General features: G+C 62.0%; 15 protein-coding genes and 2 tRNA genes. 12 read left to right on the forward strand and 5 right to left on the reverse strand.

Annotation, left to right across the window (positions count from 1 at the left end):
• Positions 1-438 precede the first annotated feature (438 nt).
• Entirely contained in the window at positions 439-1,176 is a 738-nt protein-coding gene (gene ompR, locus AC1D13_RS18205; protein ID WP_007866319.1) for an osmolarity response regulator transcription factor OmpR, read from the reverse strand.
• Positions 1,177-1,538: 362 nt separating this feature from the next.
• Between ompR and AC1D13_RS18210 the strand changes: the two genes are divergently transcribed.
• Positions 1,539-2,255 carry an SIMPL domain-containing protein gene (locus tag AC1D13_RS18210; RefSeq protein ID WP_457280540.1) on the forward strand — a complete coding sequence of 239 codons (717 nt, stop codon included), beginning with the start codon at positions 1,539-1,541 and terminating at the stop codon, positions 2,253-2,255.
• Here AC1D13_RS18210 and AC1D13_RS18215 read toward each other — a convergent pair.
• A complete protein-coding gene (locus AC1D13_RS18215) occupies positions 2,224-2,766 on the reverse strand; it encodes a multidrug/biocide efflux PACE transporter (RefSeq protein ID WP_457280541.1) in 543 nt (180 codons plus the stop codon). The genes AC1D13_RS18210 and AC1D13_RS18215 overlap by 32 nt on opposite strands.
• Positions 2,767-2,891: 125 nt before the next feature.
• On the opposite strand from AC1D13_RS18215, the gene AC1D13_RS18220 reads away from it, so the two are divergent.
• A complete protein-coding gene (locus tag AC1D13_RS18220; RefSeq protein WP_477690048.1) occupies positions 2,892-3,800 on the forward strand; it encodes a LysR family transcriptional regulator in 909 nt (302 codons plus the stop codon).
• Between the two features lie 143 nt (positions 3,801-3,943).
• Here AC1D13_RS18220 and AC1D13_RS18225 read toward each other — a convergent pair whose 3' ends face one another.
• Complete coding sequence (locus AC1D13_RS18225; RefSeq protein WP_477665843.1) at positions 3,944-4,567, reverse strand: outer membrane beta-barrel protein; 624 nt, start codon at positions 4,565-4,567, stop codon at positions 3,944-3,946.
• 215 nt (positions 4,568-4,782) lie between these two features.
• Between AC1D13_RS18225 and AC1D13_RS18230 the strand changes: the two genes are divergently transcribed.
• The 3 genes from AC1D13_RS18230 to AC1D13_RS18240 all read left to right on the forward strand — a co-directional run bounded on the left by AC1D13_RS18230 (position 4,783) and on the right by AC1D13_RS18240 (position 7,852).
• Positions 4,783-5,628 carry an N-formylglutamate amidohydrolase gene (locus AC1D13_RS18230; RefSeq protein ID WP_477690049.1) on the forward strand — a complete coding sequence of 282 codons (846 nt, stop codon included), beginning with the start codon at positions 4,783-4,785 and terminating at the stop codon, positions 5,626-5,628.
• A 72-nt stretch (positions 5,629-5,700) separates the two neighbouring features.
• Positions 5,701-6,747 (forward strand): histone deacetylase family protein, encoded by a 1,047-nt coding sequence (locus tag AC1D13_RS18235; protein ID WP_477665845.1) that lies wholly within the window; start codon positions 5,701-5,703, stop codon positions 6,745-6,747.
• A gap of 1 nt (position 6,748) precedes the next feature.
• A complete protein-coding gene (locus AC1D13_RS18240; RefSeq protein ID WP_477690050.1) occupies positions 6,749-7,852 on the forward strand; it encodes an NAD(P)/FAD-dependent oxidoreductase in 1,104 nt (367 codons plus the stop codon).
• Positions 7,853-7,855: 3 nt separating this feature from the next.
• Here the strand turns inward: AC1D13_RS18240 and AC1D13_RS18245 are convergent, their stop codons facing one another.
• Positions 7,856-8,638 (reverse strand): 3-hydroxybutyrate dehydrogenase, encoded by a 783-nt coding sequence (locus AC1D13_RS18245; protein ID WP_477690051.1) that lies wholly within the window; start codon positions 8,636-8,638, stop codon positions 7,856-7,858.
• A 118-nt stretch (positions 8,639-8,756) separates the two neighbouring features.
• Between AC1D13_RS18245 and AC1D13_RS18250 the strand changes: the two genes are divergently transcribed.
• The 5 genes from AC1D13_RS18250 to rimO all read left to right on the forward strand — a co-directional run bounded on the left by AC1D13_RS18250 (position 8,757) and on the right by rimO (position 14,418).
• A complete protein-coding gene (locus AC1D13_RS18250; protein ID WP_477665848.1) occupies positions 8,757-9,668 on the forward strand; it encodes an alpha/beta fold hydrolase in 912 nt (303 codons plus the stop codon).
• Between the two features lie 82 nt (positions 9,669-9,750).
• On the forward strand, positions 9,751-12,012 hold the full coding sequence (locus AC1D13_RS18255; RefSeq protein WP_457280549.1) for a RelA/SpoT family protein: 2,262 nt from the start codon (positions 9,751-9,753) through the stop codon (positions 12,010-12,012).
• Positions 12,013-12,102: 90 nt separating this feature from the next.
• Positions 12,103-12,179 (forward strand) — tRNA-Val (locus AC1D13_RS18260).
• 185 nt (positions 12,180-12,364) lie between these two features.
• The gene (gene phaR / locus AC1D13_RS18265; RefSeq protein ID WP_457280980.1) at positions 12,365-12,943 is read left to right on the forward strand and encodes a polyhydroxyalkanoate synthesis repressor PhaR; all 579 of its coding nucleotides are present in this window, start codon (positions 12,365-12,367) and stop codon (positions 12,941-12,943) included.
• A 65-nt stretch (positions 12,944-13,008) separates the two neighbouring features.
• Positions 13,009-14,418 (forward strand): 30S ribosomal protein S12 methylthiotransferase RimO, encoded by a 1,410-nt coding sequence (rimO, locus tag AC1D13_RS18270; RefSeq protein ID WP_457280550.1) that lies wholly within the window; start codon positions 13,009-13,011, stop codon positions 14,416-14,418.
• Between the two features lie 135 nt (positions 14,419-14,553).
• Here the strand turns inward: rimO and AC1D13_RS18275 are convergent.
• A tRNA-Leu gene (locus tag AC1D13_RS18275) sits at positions 14,554-14,638 on the reverse strand.
• Positions 14,639-14,805: 167 nt separating this feature from the next.
• On the opposite strand from AC1D13_RS18275, the gene rnr reads away from it, so the two are divergent.
• The gene (gene rnr / locus AC1D13_RS18280; protein WP_477665849.1) at positions 14,806-17,127 is read left to right on the forward strand and encodes a ribonuclease R; all 2,322 of its coding nucleotides are present in this window, start codon (positions 14,806-14,808) and stop codon (positions 17,125-17,127) included.
• 75 nt (positions 17,128-17,202) lie between these two features.
• On the forward strand, positions 17,203-17,772 hold the full coding sequence (locus tag AC1D13_RS18285; protein WP_457280552.1) for a YggT family protein: 570 nt from the start codon (positions 17,203-17,205) through the stop codon (positions 17,770-17,772).
• The last annotated feature ends 13 nt before the right edge of the window (positions 17,773-17,785 follow it).

The raw sequence follows: 17,785 nt of genomic DNA on the forward strand, positions 1-17,785 counted from the left end.
AAGGTCCGCCAGAACAGGCTGAAACCCCTGCGCGGGCGCATTTCCAGCGGGGCCGGGGCGGTTTCGAGGGGAACTGGGTTGGTAGCGTCCATAGGAGATCAGTGCATACCGCAAAGCGCGGGCGAAAAATGGACGTTAGCACGATACAGCTGGGCAGCGGCAGGCAAGCTGTTGCCGCCTGTTGCTGGCGCGCCATACAGGCCCCCACGGTCGCTCACTTCGTGTGGCTCCCTGCCCCCCCGAGGGGGCCGCCCGCCTGCGGCCTGGCAAAGCCAGTTCCGCGGCTCATGCTGGGTTGAAAAATTCCAGCGGGCACAGTGGGAGCACATGTTTTTACCAGCATGAGCCGCAGGGCCGGCTTTGCCGGACTGCAGGCGGGCGGCCCCCTCGGGGGCAGCGCATTACACGAAGCCGAAGGCGCAGTGAAAAGCGTGGGGGCTAGTTCGTGCCGTCCGGCACAAACACGTAGCCAATACCCCAGACCGTCTGAATGTAGCGGGGCACCGCTGCGTCCACTTCGATCAGTTTGCGCAAACGCGATACCTGCACGTCCAGGCTGCGGTCAAAGGGCTCGAATTCGCGCCCGCGTGCCAGTTGTGCCAGTTTTTCGCGGGACAGCGGCTGCCGCGGGTGGCGCACCAGGGTTTTCAGCATGGCGAATTCGCCGGTGGTCAGCGGCAGCTCTTCGCCGTTCTTGTGCAGGGTGCGCAAGCCCATATCGAAGGAAAACGGCCCAAAGGTAATCACTTCCTGGTCGCTGGACGGCGCACCCGGCACTTCGGCCGTCGGCCGGCGGCGCAGCACGGCGTGGATGCGGGCGAGCAATTCACGGGGATTGAACGGTTTTGCCAGGTAATCGTCGGCGCCGACCTCCAGGCCGACAATGCGGTCCACGTCCTCACCTTTGGCGGTCAGCATGATGATGGGCGTACGGTCATTGGCGGCGCGCAGGCGGCGGCAGATGGAAAGGCCGTCTTCGCCGGGCATCATCAAATCCAGGACGATCAGGTCGACGGCGTCGCGCAGCATGATGCGGTTCAGCGCTTTGCTGTCTTCGGCGAGGATGACCTCAAAACCTTCCTGGGCCAGGTAGCGGCGCAGTAGATCGCGAATGCGGGCATCGTCATCAAGGATCAGGATTTTGTCGGCACGGGCGTTGGGTTGAGCTTGGGTCATAGTCATCTGGTAATTTGTAACAGAGCCATTTTGAAGGCTGAAAAGGCGGGATGTCGCATTTTTCAGTCGGTTTGACACACTGTTACAAAAGTTGCGGCCACATGCAAGTGTGCGTGTTGACTATGGCAATGCGCCTACATTCGATTGAAAAAACACATGTAAAAATAATCGGCCGCTCCCCGGGCACCGCGCTGGCGGGCCTTTGCAAGAGCAATACCGGGCGAATGCGCCTGGTTACTTGCGGTGAACAGGCTGCTTGATTTGCAGCGTTCCGGATGTTCACCGCGATTTTCCCCTCCATTTCACGCTTGTCTTTTTTAGCCAGAAGCGGCTGAAATTCACCACCCCGAAAGGTAATTCTGATGCGAGCTCCAAAATCGATCGCTTTGTGTGTCCTGTTGGCAGGCGCAGTGCTGGGTAGCCATGCCATGGCCCAGACCAACTTCCACGAATCCCTGCAGAACGTGGCCCAGTTATCGGTCAGCGGCTCGGTGGAGGTGCAGCAGGACCTGTTGTCGATTTCATTGACCACAACCCGTGACGGTGTTGACGCAGGCGTCGTGCAAAGCCAGCTCAGGCAGGCGCTTGAGACCGCGCTGACCCAGGCCAAGCAGGCGGCAGTGCCCGGACAGATGGACGTGCGCACCGGGAATTTCAGCCTGTATCCGCGCTATGGCAAAGACGGCAAGATCAATGGCTGGCAGGGCTCCACCGAACTGGTGCTGGAAGGCAAGGACTTCCCGCGCATCACCAGCACGGCGGGCAAGATCCAGACCCTGACCATGGGCAACGTCAGTTTTGCATTGAGCCGGGAGCAGCGCGCCAAAGTCGAGGGCGAGGCACAGGCGCTCGCGATTGAGCGTTTCAAGGCCAAAGCCAGCGAGGTGGCGCGCAGTTTTGGTTTTGCCGGCTACTCGCTGCGCGAAGTCTCGGTGAATGCCAACGACCAGGGCTCTCCACCGCGTCCCCGCATGATGGCAATGTCGGCCAAGGCCGAAATGGCCGATGCATCAGTGCCTGTGGAAGCCGGCAAGAGCACGGTATTGGTCATCGTGTCGGGCTCTGTGCAGATGAAGTAAGACACTTGCCGGCGGGCGCTGCACAAAGCAGCGCGGGCGCCGGCTGCTGCCCGCCGGCCGTACGGCTGGCCATCTGGGCTTTGCGCGCGTGGCGCGCCACCACCCGTGAGCGGACATGGTCGTAAGCCCAGTTAAAGCAGAAGGTATAGGGCAGGAAGAACAGCACGATCGCAATGTCCAGTACAAAGGCTTCCCACAGGCCGATGTCCAGCCACCAGGCCGCCAGCGGAACCACCGCGATGATCAGGCCGATTTCAAACAGCACGGCATGCACGGCACGCGCCGCCAGGGTGCGCTGAAAGCCCATGCGGCGCTGCGCCCGGTCAAACAGGACGTTGAACAGCATGTTCCAGCTCATCGCCATCAGCGAAACCATCAGGGTCAGCAGGCCCATGTGCGCCAGCGAATAACCGAGGAGCCAGGTGCCGAGCGGCGCGCAGATGGCAATGGCCAGAATTTCAAAGCCGAGGGCGTGGAAAAAACGTTCTTTCAGGGATTTTTGGAGGCTCATGACGCGCGTTCTAAATGATTTACCGACCGTTGAGGCGAGATGCCTTACTGTCATGACGGTATTTTCATCGTTATTTCGAATACATTAAAATCAATAATCATCGAAAAAATAGATAGAAGACCGCCATGCGCCATTCCCCGGAAGCCTTGACCGCTTTTGCCGAGGCTGCGACCCTGGGTTCGTTCTCGGCCGCGGCCCGCAAGCTGGGAAAAAGCCAGTCAACAGTGAGCAGTGCGATTGCCAATCTGGAAATCGACCTTGGCTTGAACCTGTTTGACCGGAGCAGCCGAAAGCCGGCATTGACGGAACACGGACGGGTCATGCTGGGCAAGGTGCAGGAAATCCTGGCGGCCAGCGACCGGCTTGACCGCACCGCCAGCCAGCTTGGGGGAGGCCTGGAGCCCAGGCTCAGCGTGGTCTGGTCAGATACCTACCAGTCTGACCGGTTTGAAGAAATGCTTTCGGCTTTTGAGAAAAGCTTTCCCGACCTGGAGTTTGAATGCCTGATTGCCGAACACGGCGACCTGGTGTCGTTGGTGCAAACAGGGCGGGCAAACATTGGCGTGGTAGCCGCCCAAGGCGCCTATCCGCCCGACATCGGTTCGGCCACGATTGCCGAGCAGTCTGAAATCACGCTGTTTGTGGCCACCGCCCACCCATTGGCCAGCATGAAAGACATCACGCCCGACGTTCTGGCCAATTTCAGGGAACTGCGGCTGGATACCTATATAGAGATGGAGCAGGGGGCCCAGGGAGCCCGGGGCTCGCATGGGGCGCGCCAGTCGCGCAGCGCCTGGTCCGCTCCCAGCTACCTCATGCTGCTGGAAATGGCGGTGTTGGGTTTTGGATGGGCAGCCATTCCACGCTGGATGGTGACGCGCTTTGCGACCGGCAAACTGGTCGAACTTCATGCGCGCGGCTGGCCGCGCAGGGTGCCTGTGGACGCCGTGTGGTCACGCCAGCGCCCCCTGGGCCGTGCCGGAATCTGGCTGTTGCAGGAGATGCTGGCACCGCATCTGCCCGCGGTTTTATAAGAAGAAAGTGCTTGAAAGCAAAGAAGAACGGGCGCAAGCAGCTATGAAATTGATAGTGAATGCATGAAGCGAAAATGTGAAAAAGCCCGCATGCCATGAAAGGCATGCGGGCTTTGGGCTGGTGGCTACGCTGCCACAACGGTCTAGAAGCGGTAACGCAGGCCTATGCTGGTGGTACTGAGGCGTTCCTTGCCGCCACCGGGGTACTTCATGTCATGTTCGTCCCACTGCAGCACCGCCGACAAGGTAGGGGTGAATGCCCATTCGGCACCCAGGCCGTACGACACGCCCCAATTGCTTTCGCTGCCTGTTGCAATGCCGGACGCAGGTGCAGCGGACACGTGGCTGCGTCCATAGGTCGTCCCCAGCTTGCCCAGCAGGTTGAAGGAGTTGCTCATTGGCAAACGGCCGACCAGGCTCAGGTTGATGCCTTCTGCATCGGTCTGCCCGCCGCCACGGTTGATCTTGCCGAAATCGGTATAGCCCAGTTCCAGTCCGAAGTTGTTGTTGAAATAGCTGCCGCCGTAGATGTTGTACGACGTGTCCCTGTTGTCGGAAGGAAAACCGCCGGCACCGCTTGGCAGGGAAAAGTCTGAGCTCCCCACGTTCAGGCCGAAATAGCGCGAGCCCGGTGCGTAAAACGAATAATTGCTGCTGGACGTGGTGTTGGACGATGTCGAACCGCTTTGGGCGTTGGCCCCTGCGGCCGCAGCCAGGGCAGCGGCGGCCAGCACGGTTGCGGAGAGTCTGCGGGTCAAGGATGGCATGGTGTTTCCTTCAATGGCTGAAATTTCGGAATGCACTTTTTCGTCTGGAAAAAGCGGCTTGATTGGCTTTCCGCTGTGAAATTTAAGGGTCGTACCCACACGCTGTTGTGAGGCTAAAAGTTAAAACGCTGTAGGACAAACGGAAGTTTGCGAAGGGGCTGAACCGCGGGGACGCTACCGCTGGTTTGCCAATGTGCTGCTGCTAAAGTCAGGGCATGCCCTCCATTACCTGCCTGCCCGGAAGCACTCCGCTGGTTCTTGATTCCCCGCACAGCGGGACGGTGTATCCGGCTGATTTCAGGCATGCCTGCGAGTTCGCCGTGCTGCGCAGCGCCGAAGACACTCATGTTGAAAAACTGTATGACTTCGCGCCGGCGTTGGGTGCGCATTGGGTTGAGGCGCATTTCCCCCGAAGCTACCTGGACGCCAACCGCAACACCACCGAAATGGATGTGTCCCTGCTGGATGCGCCCTGGCCCGAACCGGTAGACGACGATCCCCGGGTCATGTCCAAGGTCCGCCTGGGCAAGGGGCTGATCTGGCGCACCACCGACGAAGGCGTGCCGCTGTATGACCGCAAACTGGGAGTGGCGGAAATCCAGGCGCGCATCGAGCAGTGCTGGAAGCCCTACCACGCCGCCGTGGCGCAGGCAATTGATGCCGCCTGGCGGCAGCACGGCTACAGCATCCACATCAACTGCCACTCCATGCCGGCAGTGGCTTCGGGCAGCGCCACCGATTTTCCGGGTGAGGCGCATGCGGACTTTGTGGTCGGCGACCGTGAAGGCACAACTGCCAGCAAGGCGTTGTCGACACTGGTGTGTGAGCACCTGCGCGCGCATGGTTACAGCGTGGCCTATAACCACCCCTATAAAGGCGTGGAACTGGTGCGCCGCTACAGCAACCCGGCCGGGCACCGGCACAGCATCCAGCTGGAGATCAACCGCAAGCTGTACATGGACGAAACCACGCTGGAGATGACACCGGGCGCCGGGCCGCTGAAGGCGACGTTGCGCTCATTGGTCGAGGTGTTGCTGAAGACCGACCCGCGCACACTTTGATGGCGGCGCGCTGCGCTGTTCGGGTGACCACCATCACCTCCTTTTCATGAACGAACCAAACCATTCGCCACCATGCTCACTTTTTTCAGCGACAGCCACCACGACCATGCCCCTGTGTTTGAGTTTTACCGCGGTGAGCGCGTGCCGTGCTTTGAAACCCCGGCGCGCGCCGAATACATCAAGGCCCGCCTGAGCGAGCGCGGCCACGAGCTGCGCACACCCCAGGCCGACAGCCGCGCGCTGTTGGCCAAAGTGCATAGCGCCCGCTACCTGGCGTTTCTCGAGCATGCCTGGCGCGACTGGGTGGCGCTTGAAGAGGGCAACGACCAGCGGCAGCCTTTTCCCTCTGTCTGGCCCGTGCGTACCTTGCGCAGCGATGTGGAGCCCCTCAATTTCACCGCACGGCTGGGGCTTTATTCGATGGACAACGGATCACCGCTTTCCGCGGGGACCTGGACGGCCGCCAAGGCCGGTGCAGATGCCGCCGCTGGGGCTGCCGCCTTGTTGGCGACTGGTCAGTCCGCCGCGCGCGGCGTGTTCTGTTGCAGCCGTCCGCCGGGCCACCATGCAGGGGCCGATTTCATGGGGGGCTACAGCTTCCTGAACAACGCTGCGGTCGCTGCCCAGGCGTTTCGGGACGGCGGCGCCGCGCGCGTGGCGGTGCTGGACGTGGACTACCACCACGGCAACGGGACACAAAGCATTTTTTATGACCGCGCTGACGTGCTTTTCGTGAGCCTGCATGGCGACCCCTTGACTGAATACCCGTTCTACCTGGGCCATGCCGATGAAACCGGAGCGGGCGAGGGCGAGGGCTTTAACCTGAACCTGCCGCTGGCCGCCGGCTGTACGGTGCTGCGCTGGTTTGAGGCGCTGGAAGCGGCATGCCTGCGCATCAAGCAGCACCGCGCCGACGCGCTGGTGGTGTCACTGGGGCTGGACACCTTTGCCGAAGACCCTATCTCCAAATTCGCGCTGCTGCCTGGCGACTTTATTCGCCTGGGCGAGCGCCTGGGCAAGCTGGGGTTGCCCACGGTATTTGTGCTCGAAGGCGGTTACGCTGCCGCGGCGCTGGGCACCAATGCCGTCAACGTCATTGAAGGTTTCGAGGGCGTCTGATATGGACCAGGTCGACTGTGTGGTGATTGGTGCGGGTGTGGTGGGCCTGGCGGTGGCGCGTGCGCTGGCCTTGCAGGGCAGGGAGGTGATTGTGCTGGAAGCCGCCGACGCGATAGGCACAGGCACCAGCTCGCGCAACAGCGAGGTGATTCACGCCGGCATTTACTACCCACAGGGTTCGCTCAAGGCGCAGCTGTGTGTGGAAGGCAAGGGCCTGCTGTACGACTACTGCGCGGAACGCGGCATAGGCCACAAGCGCTGCGGCAAGCTGATCGTAGCGACCAGCGAGGCTCAGGTGGCGCAGCTGCAGGCCATCCGTGAAAAGGCCGCCGCCAACGGCGTGAACGACCTGGTGCTGCTGACCCGCGAAGAAGCCCGGGCGATGGAGCCGCAACTCGAATGCGTGGCGGCGCTGCATTCGCCCAGCACCGGTATTGTCGACAGCCACGGCCTCATGCTGGCGCTGCAGGGCGATCTTGAGAATGCTGGCGGACTTGTGGTGCTCAATTCGCCCCTGACCCATGCGGAGTGTGCGCAAGCAGCTATTAATTTAATAGCAAAAGACGGTACGGAGCTGCAGGCCAGGACTGTCGTCAACGCCGCCGGGCTGCAGGCCCAGCGCCTGGCCAGCCGCTTTGCAGGTTTTCCGGCGCAGCATGTGCCGCCCAGCCATTACGCCAAAGGCAACTACTTCACCTTGCCCGGCCGTTCGCCCTTCAGCCGCCTGATCTACCCCGTGCCCGAAGCAGCCGGCCTGGGCGTGCACCTGACCATCGACCTGGGCGGCCAGGCCAAGTTCGGCCCTGATGTGCAGTGGGTCGAGTCACCCGACGACCTGGTGGTGGACCCGAAGCGCGGCGATGCCTTTTACGCCGAAGTGCGCAAGTACTGGCCCGCATTGGCCGACGGTGCGCTCATGCCGGGTTACTCGGGCATGCGTCCCAAGATCCAGGCGCCCGATGAAGCCGCCAAAGATTTTCTGATCCAGGGACCGCGTGATCACGGTGTGGCAGGGCTCGTCAATCTTTTTGGTATTGAATCACCGGGGCTGACAAGCTCACTGGCGATTGGCGACTATGTGGGCCGGATGTTGCAAACGGCTTGATCTTTACTGTGCCGCCCAGCCGCCATCCATGTTCCAGGCCACGCCACGCACGTTGTTACCCGCGGGTGAGCAGAAAAACACTGCCAGCGCGCCCAGCTCTTCGGGCGTGGTGAACTGCAGCGAAGGCTCTTTTTCGCCCAGCAGTTGCTGCTTGGCTGCCTCGTTGCTGATGTTGCCCGCCGCGGCTTTGGCATCCACCTGTTTTTGCACAAGGGGCGTCAGCACCCAACCGGGGCAGATGGCGTTGCAGGTGACACCGGTGGTGGCGTTTTCGAGGGCGGTGACTTTGGTCAGGCCCACAATGCCGTGCTTGGCGGCAACGTAGGCCGACTTTTCGGCGGAGCCTACAAGGCCGTGGACCGACGCCACATTGATGATGCGTCCCCAGCCCTTGCCTCCATTGGCTGCCAGCATGGCAGGCAATGCCAGGCGGCTGGCATGAAAGGCGCTGCTCAGGTTGATGGCGATCACGGCGTCCCATTTCTCGACGGGGAAGTTTTCGATGCGGGCCACGTGCTGGATGCCGGCGTTGTTGACGAGGATGTCGACCTGGCCGAATTGCGCGGCAGCAAACCGCATCATGTCCTCGATGTCGGAGACCTTGCTCATGTCGGCCCCATGGTAGGCCACGCGTACACCCAGCGCCTCGATCTCGGCCTTCGGACCGTCCACGTCGCCAAAGCCGTTAATGACGATGTTGGCGCCTTGGGCTGCCAGCGCCTTGGCGATGCCCAGGCCGATCCCGCTGGTCGAGCCGGTGACGAGGGCTGTTTTACCTTTGAGCATGATGTTTCTCCGGATGATTTACGATGGTTGAGCTGGGATTCTGAACAGCGCGCGGTGCAGGCTGCGCATCACCGATTTTTCAAGCAATTATCAAGCCTTTGAATTGAACTGCCGCACCATGACCCAACCTACGCTGAACTACGTAAATTGCCCGGACGCCGCAGGCGGGCATCGCATGGCGTACTGGCAATGGGGCCGGCCGGACAGCGCGCACGTCGTGGTGTGCGTGCACGGCCTGTCGCGGCAGGGGCGCGATTTTGATGTACTGGCGCGCACGCTGTGCGAGCAGGCGCCGGACGGCATTCGCGTGGTCTGCCCCGATGTGGTGGGCCGTGGGGAAAGCGACTGGCTCAAAGACCCCATGGGCTACCAGCTGCGGAGCTATGCCGCCGACATGCTGGCGCTGCTGGGCCAGCTGCACGTGCAGGCGCCCGTGGTTTCGCTGGACTGGGTGGGTACCAGCATGGGCGGCTTGATCGGCGTGGCGGTGTGTGGGACGCCTGGTCTGCCCTTGCCCACGGCAGTGCGCCGGCTGGTGCTCAATGACGTCGGGCCGGCCATCCAGTGGCAGGCAATCGTGCGAATCGGCACCTATCTGGGGCAGGCCGGTCACTTCGGGTCGGTGCAGGAGGCGGCCGATGCGATGTGGGCGATTTCCCAGAGTTTCGGCCCGCACACGCCCGAACAGTGGTTGGCGCTGTCGCGTCCCATGCTCAGGCGCGTCTCGGACGCCGCCGATACCAAGTGGCGCCTGCATTACGACCCGGCCATCGCCGTGCCTTTCAAGCAGGAGACCGAGGACTCCGCGCGCCAGGGTGAAGCCGTGCTCTGGCAGCTCTACGACAATATCAAGGCCGAAACGCTGGTGATTCGCGGCAAGCAGTCGGACTTGCTGAGCCCCCAGACGGCCCAGGCCATGACGGCCCGCGGCCCGCGCGCCCGCGTGGTGGAGTTTGACGGCGTAGGCCATGCACCCACGCTGGTGGCTGCGGACCAGGTGACCGCCGTGGCGGGTTTCCTGCTTGGGTAGCACCCTGGTATTGAATTGGGTAATGCTGGGTAAGTGCCGCAATGCTGCACTGCCAGCCTCGCAACTATTTGACTGAAGTTTCATGAAAAGCAATGTGGTCGGGCCCGGTAGCCCCGCAGCCTCCCAGGGGGTGAATGCCTCCATCGTGACCGCCACGGCCGACAGCCTGCCGGACCAGCCGCATGCGCTGGCCCGTGCCCGGGCGTTTGCCGAGCCCCTGATTGCCAGTGAAACGCACGACACAGGCGAAAACATCCTGGCGCACGCTGATGCGGTGGCGGCCATCCTCAAAACCATAGGCGGCTCGGAAGCCATGCAGGCGGCCACCTACCTGGTGTATGCCTGCCAGCACCTGACCAAGCCGCAGGAAGTGATCACCAAGGCCTTCGGCGCCAACTACGCGGCGCTGGCGATAGAGACCACCAAATTGGTGCAGGTGCAGCGCCAGGCGCGTTCGGCCAATGCCAAGGCGCAACTGCTGGACGACCCGGCTGCGCAAACCGAGAACGTTCGCAAGATGCTGCTGGCGTTTTCGCGCGACCTGCGGGTGGTGATGCTGCGCCTGGCCTCGCGCCTGCAGACGCTGCGCCACTACGCCTCGACCCGGCAGACCGCGCCCCTGTCGCTGGCCTACGAGTCGCTGCATGTGTTTGCACCGTTGGCCAACCGCCTGGGCATCTGGCAGATCAAATGGGAAATGGAAGACCTGGCCTTCCGTTTCCTGGAGCCCGATACCTACAAGCAGACGGCCCGCCTGCTGGATGAAAAACGCGTGGAGCGCGAAGGCTTCATGGAGGCCTTGCGTGCGCAGCTGGAGCGCGAACTGAACCAGAACGGCATTGCCGCGCTGGTGCAGGGCCGGCCCAAGCACATCTACAGCATCGTTAAAAAAATGCGCGGCAAGTCGCTCGACTTCGAGCAGGTGTTTGATATCCGTGCCTTGCGCGTGATTGCCGCCGACGTGAAGGGCTGCTATGCGGCGCTGGGCTTCGTGCATTCGCGCTTTACGCCGGTGGACGGCGAGTTTGACGACTACATCGCCAAACCCAAGACCAATGGCTACCAGTCGCTGCACACCGTGGTGCGCGATGACGCGGGCAGGGCGGTGGAGATCCAGGTGCGCACGCAGGCCATGCATGACCACGCAGAGCACGGCGTGGCCGCGCACTGGGCGTACAAGGAGGCGGGGGCCAAAGGCTACGCGGGCGTGTCGGCCAGCAGCGAGTACGACGCCAAGATTGCTGTTCTGCGGCAGTTGCTGGCCTGGGAGCGCGATCTCTCGGGGCCAGCTGCCCAGCGAGCGCGTGATGACAAGCAGGGGCTCTTTGAAGACCGCATCTATGTGCTGACGCCGGACGCGGCCATCGTGGAGCTGCCGCAGGGCGCGACCACGGTGGACTTCGCCTATAGCGTGCACACCAGCCTGGGGCATCGCTGCCGCGGCGCGCGCCTTGACGGCGTGATGGTACCGCTCAACACCCCGCTGCAAAACGGCCAGACGGTCGAGGTGATCACCGTCAAGGAGGGCGGGCCGTCGCGCGACTGGCTTAACCCGGAACTGGGCTTTTTGTGCAGTCACCGCGCGAAGTCAAAAGTGCGCGCTTGGTTCAACGCGCTGGCGATGGAGCAGACGGTTGCCAGGGGCCGCGAAGCGGTTGAAAAACTGCTGCAGCGAGAAGGCAAGACGTCCATGAAGCTGGACGACCTGGCGGTGCAGCTCGGATTCAAGACGGCGGATGATTTGTTCGAGGTGGTGGGCAAGGACGAGTTGTCCCTGCGCACGATCGAAAACATGCTCAGGCCGCCCGAGCCGGCCATGAGCCAGGACGACTACGTGCTGGCCAAAAAGGCGCGTGCGCCCAACCCGAATGCCAAAAAAGGCAATGGCGGTGTGCTGGTGGTGGGCATGGGTTCCTTGTTGACCCAGCTCGCCAAGTGCTGCAAGCCCGCCCCGCCCGATGAAATCCTCGGCTTCGTCACCAAGGGCAAGGGCGTCAGCATTCACCGCAGCGATTGCAGCAACTTCCGCAACATGGCGAGTGGCAGTCCTGACCGCGTGATTGAGGTTGAATGGAACTCGCCCAAAACCGCAGACGGTGCGGTGTATCCGGTGGATGTGGCGGTGGAAGCCGCCGACCGCCAGGGGCTGCTGCGCGATATCTCCGAAGTATTCGCCAAGGAAAAGATGAACGTCATCGGTGTGCAGACACAGTCGGTGAAAGACAACCGCGGCGGCACGGCCTGGATGACCTTCACGGTGGAAGTGGCGCAGTCAGGCCGACTGAACCAGGTGCTGGGCATCGTGGCCGAAGTGCCCGGCGTGCGGTCCGCGCGGAGACGTTGAACCCGGCTGCAGGACTTTTTTCGGCAAATTTTCGGGGCGAAGCAAGATAGCCGTTTTGCTTTGCTACAATACGAGCTTCGAACAGTCCTTAGGCGCGTAGCTCAGCTGGTTAGAGCACCACCTTGACATGGTGGGGGTCGTTGGTTCGAGTCCAATCGCGCCTACCAATTCCCTCGACGGTTCCTGATCCAGATCTGCATTCTTTGTAATGCGGACTGGCACACAGGGTAAACCAAGGGGATTGAGTACATCAGAATTCCTAGAATGTATTGAGTCCCGGCGTTTCGACGCCGGTCGTCATTCAGAGGAGAAATCAGTGCCAAAAAGCAAATCCACCAGCCCGTCATCCGGCATGCCGCCTTCACAGGGCGACGCCTCTGCCGACGGCACTTCCGGCGCCAAAAGCGGCCGGGCTGCCGGTAAGGCTGCGGCTTCACGTGTGATCAAGAAGTACCCGAATCGCCGGCTGTACGACACCGAGACATCGGCCTACATCACGCTCACGGAAGTCCGCCAGCTGGTGATGGACAGTGCCGATTTTGTGGTGCGCGATGCCAAGACCAATGAAGACTTGACGCGCAGCATCCTGCTGCAGATCATCCTTGAAGAAGAAACCGGCGGTGCGCCGATGTTTACCGAAGCCGTGCTGGCCAACATCATCCGTTTTTACGGCAATGCGATGCAGAGCTTCATGGGCGCTTACCTCGAGAAGAACGTGCAGAGTTTTATGGACCTGCAGGTCAAGATGGCCGAGCAGTCCAAAGGGCTGAGCCCCGAAATGTGGGCGCAGTTCATGAATGCGCAGTCACCCATGATGCAGGGCATGATGGGCAATTACGTGGAGCAATCCAAAACCGTTTTTACGCAAATGCAGGAGCAGATGCAAAAGCAGAGCGAGCAGATGCTGCAGGCTTTCGGCCTGAAACGTTGAGTTAAAAGCCAGGGGTTGAATCTCTGGTGGTCCCTGGAAATCAGGGACCTGAGACAATACACCCCATGAGCGAAGTTATTTCCCCACCTGTTTCCGTAAACACCAAGCCCGCGCCGCGCGTCGGCTTTGTCAGCCTGGGCTGCCCCAAGGCCTTGACCGATTCCGAGCTGATCCTCACGCAATTGAGCGCCGAGGGCTACCAGACCTCCAAGACCTTCGAAGGTGCGGACCTGGTCATCGTCAACACCTGTGGCTTCATCGACGACGCGGTCAAGGAAAGCCTGGACACCATCGGCGAGGCGCTGGCCGAAAACGGCAAGGTCATCGTCACGGGCTGCCTGGGCGCCAAGGCGGGCGAGGGCGGTGGCAACCTGGTGCGCCAGATGCACCCGAGCGTGCTGGCCGTGACGGGCCCGCACGCCACACAGGAGGTGATGGACGCGGTGCACCTGAACCTGCCCAAGCCGCATGATCCTTTCGTGGACCTGGTGCCGAATGCCTTTGGCATTGCCGGCATCAAGCTGACGCCCAAGCATTACGCCTACCTGAAGATCAGCGAAGGCTGCAATCACCGCTGCACCTTCTGCATCATCCCGTCCATGCGCGGCGACCTGGTGTCGCGGCCTATCGGAGACGTGCTCAACGAAGCGCGCGCCCTGTTTGAAGGCGGCGTGAAGGAATTGCTGGTGATCAGCCAGGACACCTCGGCCTACGGCGTCGATGTGAAATACCGCACCGGCTTCTGGGATGGTAAGCCTATCAAGACGCGCATGCTGGAACTGGTGCAGGCACTGGGCGAGATCGCCGAGCCGTATGGCGCCTGGGTGCGCTTGCATTATGTGTATCCGTACCCAAGTGTGGACGAAGTGCTGCCGCTGATGGCCACCGGCAAGGTGCTGCCTTATCTGGATGTACCGTTGCAACACAGTCATCCGGATGTGCTCAAGCGCATGAAGCGGCCAGCCAGCGGCGAGAAGAACCTTGAGCGCATTGCGCGCTGGCGCGAAATCTGCCCTGAAATTGTGATTCGCAGCACCTTTATCGCCGGTTTTCCCGGCGAGACGGAAGCAGAGTTCGACCATCTGCTGGACTTCATGCGCGAGGCCAAAATCGACCGTGCAGGCTGCTTTGCCTACAGCGCGGTAGAAGGTGCGACGGCTAACGATATTCCCGGTATGCTGCCGCTGGCGTTGCGTGAAGAGCGGCGCGCCCGCTTCATGGCCGTGGCCGAAGCGGTGTCCAGCCAGAAACTGCAGCAGCGCATAGGTGCAACCATGCAGGTGCTGGTGGATTCGGCGCCGGCGCTAGGCCGAAAGGGTGGCACCGGGCGCTCTTATGCCGATGCGCCGGAGATCGACGGCATCGTCAAGCTGTTACCGCCCGAGAAAATCAGCAAGACGCTGAAAGTCGGCGAATTCACCCGGGCCCGCATTGTCGGAACCCAGGGCCATGACCTGGTTGCCGTGCCTGTTTGATTAACGATACTGCGGACGCTAAACCGGGCCTGAAGAAGAGGCCCGGCCACAAAAAAAGCCACTGGGTCACAGTGGCTTTAATCTTGCTTTACCCCAGAGTCAGTTTAAGAGTCTGGAGAAGCTGTTTGGTGTATCTGGTGCCCGGGAGAGAACTCGAATCTCCACATCTTGCGATACACGGACCTGAACCGTGCGCGTCTACCAATTCCGCCACCCGGGCACAGCTAGCAGTGTACCATTACTTCAATGCTTTCTCAGGCTCGGCCCCTCAAATTTTCCTGAAATATTTCGGCTGCATACTTAAACCCGGCAGCCTCCAACGAAAAGAGACTTTCTATCAAAACAACTCACTCCCATCCGGGCGGATCGTCCGCCCATTCATCCGGTTTGCTCGCTGAATTCGAGGGCACCGTTTCCGGCCACCGAGACGGCCATGGTTTCGTATTGCGCGATGACGGCGAAGCAGATATTTACCTGCCGCCCAACGAGATGCGTGCAGTCCTGCACAAGGATCGCGTCAAGGCCCGCATCGTGCGGCACGACCGCAAAAATCGGCCCGAGGGCCGCGTCACGGAAATCGTTGAACGATCCTCGAATCCCATCATCGGCCGCCTGCTGCAGGAAAGCGGCGTCTGGCTGGTTGCACCCGAAGACAAGCGCTACGGCCAGGACGTCCTGATCCCCAAGGGCGCTACCGGCACGGCCAAGGCCGGCCAGGTGGTGGTGGTGCAACTCACCGAGCCGCCGGCGCTGTTCGGCCAGCCTGTGGGCCGCGTCAAGGAAGTACTGGGCGAGATCGACGACCCCGGCATGGAAATCGAGATCGCGGTGCGCAAGTACGGCGTGCCGCATGAATTCAGCGACGAAGCGCTGGCCCTGGCCCGAACCCTGCCGGACGCCGTGCGGCCTGCCGACAAAAAGCACCGCGTTGACCTGACGGACGTGCCGCTGGTCACCATCGACGGCGAAGATGCCCGCGACTTTGACGACGCCGTGTATTGCGAGCCCGCCAAAGTGGGCCGCGGCAAAGGCTGGCGCCTGCTGGTGGCGATTGCCGACGTGAGCCACTATGTGGAAACCGGCAGCGCCATCGACATCGACGCTTACGACCGCGCTACCAGCGTGTATTTTCCGCGCCGCGTGATTCCCATGTTGCCGGAAAAATTGTCGAATGGCCTTTGCTCGCTCAACCCGAATGTCGAGCGCCTGTGCATGGTCTGCGACATGCTGGTCAATGCCAAGGGCGAGGTCCACGCCTACCAGTTCTACCCGGCGGTGATGTTCAGCCAGGCGCGCTTTACCTACACTGAGGTCGCCGCCATCCTGGCCAACACACGCGGCCCTGAAGCTGCGCAGCGCAAGGCGCTGGTGCCGCACCTGCTCGACCTGCACGACGTGTACCAGGCGCTGCTCAAGGAGCGTGGCGAACGCGGCGCGGTGGATTTTGAAACCACCGAGACCCAGATTGTTTGCGACGAAGCAGGCCGGATTGAAAAAATCGTCCCCCGCACCCGCAACGTGGCGCACCGGCTGATTGAAGAAGCCATGCTGGCGGCCAACGTCTGCTCGGCGGACTTCATCTCGCAAAGCAAGCACGTGGGCCTGTACCGTGTGCACGAAGGCCCAACGCCCGAGAAGAAGGAGATGCTGCGCAACTACCTGAAGGCGGCCGGCATCGGCATGACCATCACCGATGACCCGGCGCCCGGCGAATTCCAGAAGATCGCGCTGGCCACCAAGGACCGGCCTGACGCACAGCAAATCCACTCGATGCTGCTGCGCTCCATGCAGCAGGCAATCTATACGCCGATGAACAGCGGCCACTTCGGTTTGGCCTACGAGGCTTACACGCACTTCACCAGCCCGATCCGGCGCTACCCCGATTTGCTGGTGCACCGCGTCATCAAAGCTGTGCTGAACAAGGCCAAGTACCAGCTCCCGACCCTGCCCACGCCGGGCGAGGCTGAGGCCAAGCTGTCCAAACGCCTGGCCGCGCGCGTCAAGGAACCAACGCAAAAACCGAAAAAAGCCAGCGCCGACGAACTCGCCTGGCAGGCGGCCGGCCTGCACTGCAGCGCCAACGAACGCCGCGCCGACGAAGCCAGCCGCGACGTGGAAGCCTGGCTTAAGTGCAAGTACATGCGCGAGCATCTCGGTGAGGAATTCGGTGGCGTCGTCACCGCGGCCACGGGCTTCGGCATTTTTGTCACACTGGATGCGATGTACGTCGAAGGTCTGGTGCACATCACCGAGCTGGGTGGCGAATACTTCCGCTTCGACGAAGCTCGCCAGGAACTGCGCGGCGAGCGCACCGGCATCCGATATGCCATCGGCACGCGGGTGCGGGTGCAGGTCAGCCGGGTGGACCTGGACGGCCGCAAGATCGACTTCCGCCTGGTGAACGAGGGCCAGGACCTGGTCGGACGCGCCATGAAGGACAAGACAGGCGGCCATGCGGCGGAACTGCCTGTACAGGAACGCGGCGCCTCGCGCCATGCGGCGGAGCCCCGAAGCGGCAAGGCGGGCAGCAAAGGCGCTGGAAAACGCTCGGAGTCGCGCTCAGGCGGCCGCGGCGGCGGCACAGCCAGCCGCGGCGCCAGCAGCAGTGAAAGGGCGCCCAAATCGCCCATCCAGGCCCTCAAGGCGGCTGTCAAGAAGGCGGCAGGCAATCCGCCGGGCCGCAAGCAGGGCAAGAAGCCGCGCCGTTAGGCATCGGGACACCATGAGATTTCAGTTCAAACCCTTTTTCCCGACTGTGTTCCCTGCGCATAAGGCACGCCGCCCATGCTGATACGCGTATTGGCCTTCCTGCTTGAAACGCTGTTCTTCCTGTTGATTGCAGCGGCTTTGCTGCGAGCCTGGATGAACTGGGTCCGGGTCAACATGACGGCCCAGCCCGGCCGTTTTGTGATGGCCGTGACCGATTGGCTGGTCAAGCCCTTGCGCCGCGTGCTGCCCAGGCCGGTGATGCAGTCCCGGGTGGACTGGGCCAGCATTCTGGCGGCCGTGTTGCTGGCAGTGGCCTATGCGTTGCTGTGGGGCCTGTTGTTTGGCCTGCTGTTGGGGGGTACCGTGTGGACTGCCGGGGCTGCGCCTGTCGTATTGCTGACGCTGCTGTCCTTTGCGCTGAAGATGCTGATCCGGGTGGCGCTGCAAACCCTGTTCATCCTGGTGCTCGGTTTTGCCATCCTCTCGTGGGTGCAGCCGGGATCATCCGCGTATGGTTTGCTGGGGCGCCTGACCGAGCCCTTGCTGGCACCCCTGCGCCGCGTGGTCCCCACGGTGGGCGGCGTGGATTTGTCCGCGCTGGTGCTCATCGTCCTGATTCAAATCGCGCTGATGATCCTGGTGTAAGGCCTCATCGGCC

This window comes from Polaromonas sp. P1_E12 (assembly GCF_056405975.1).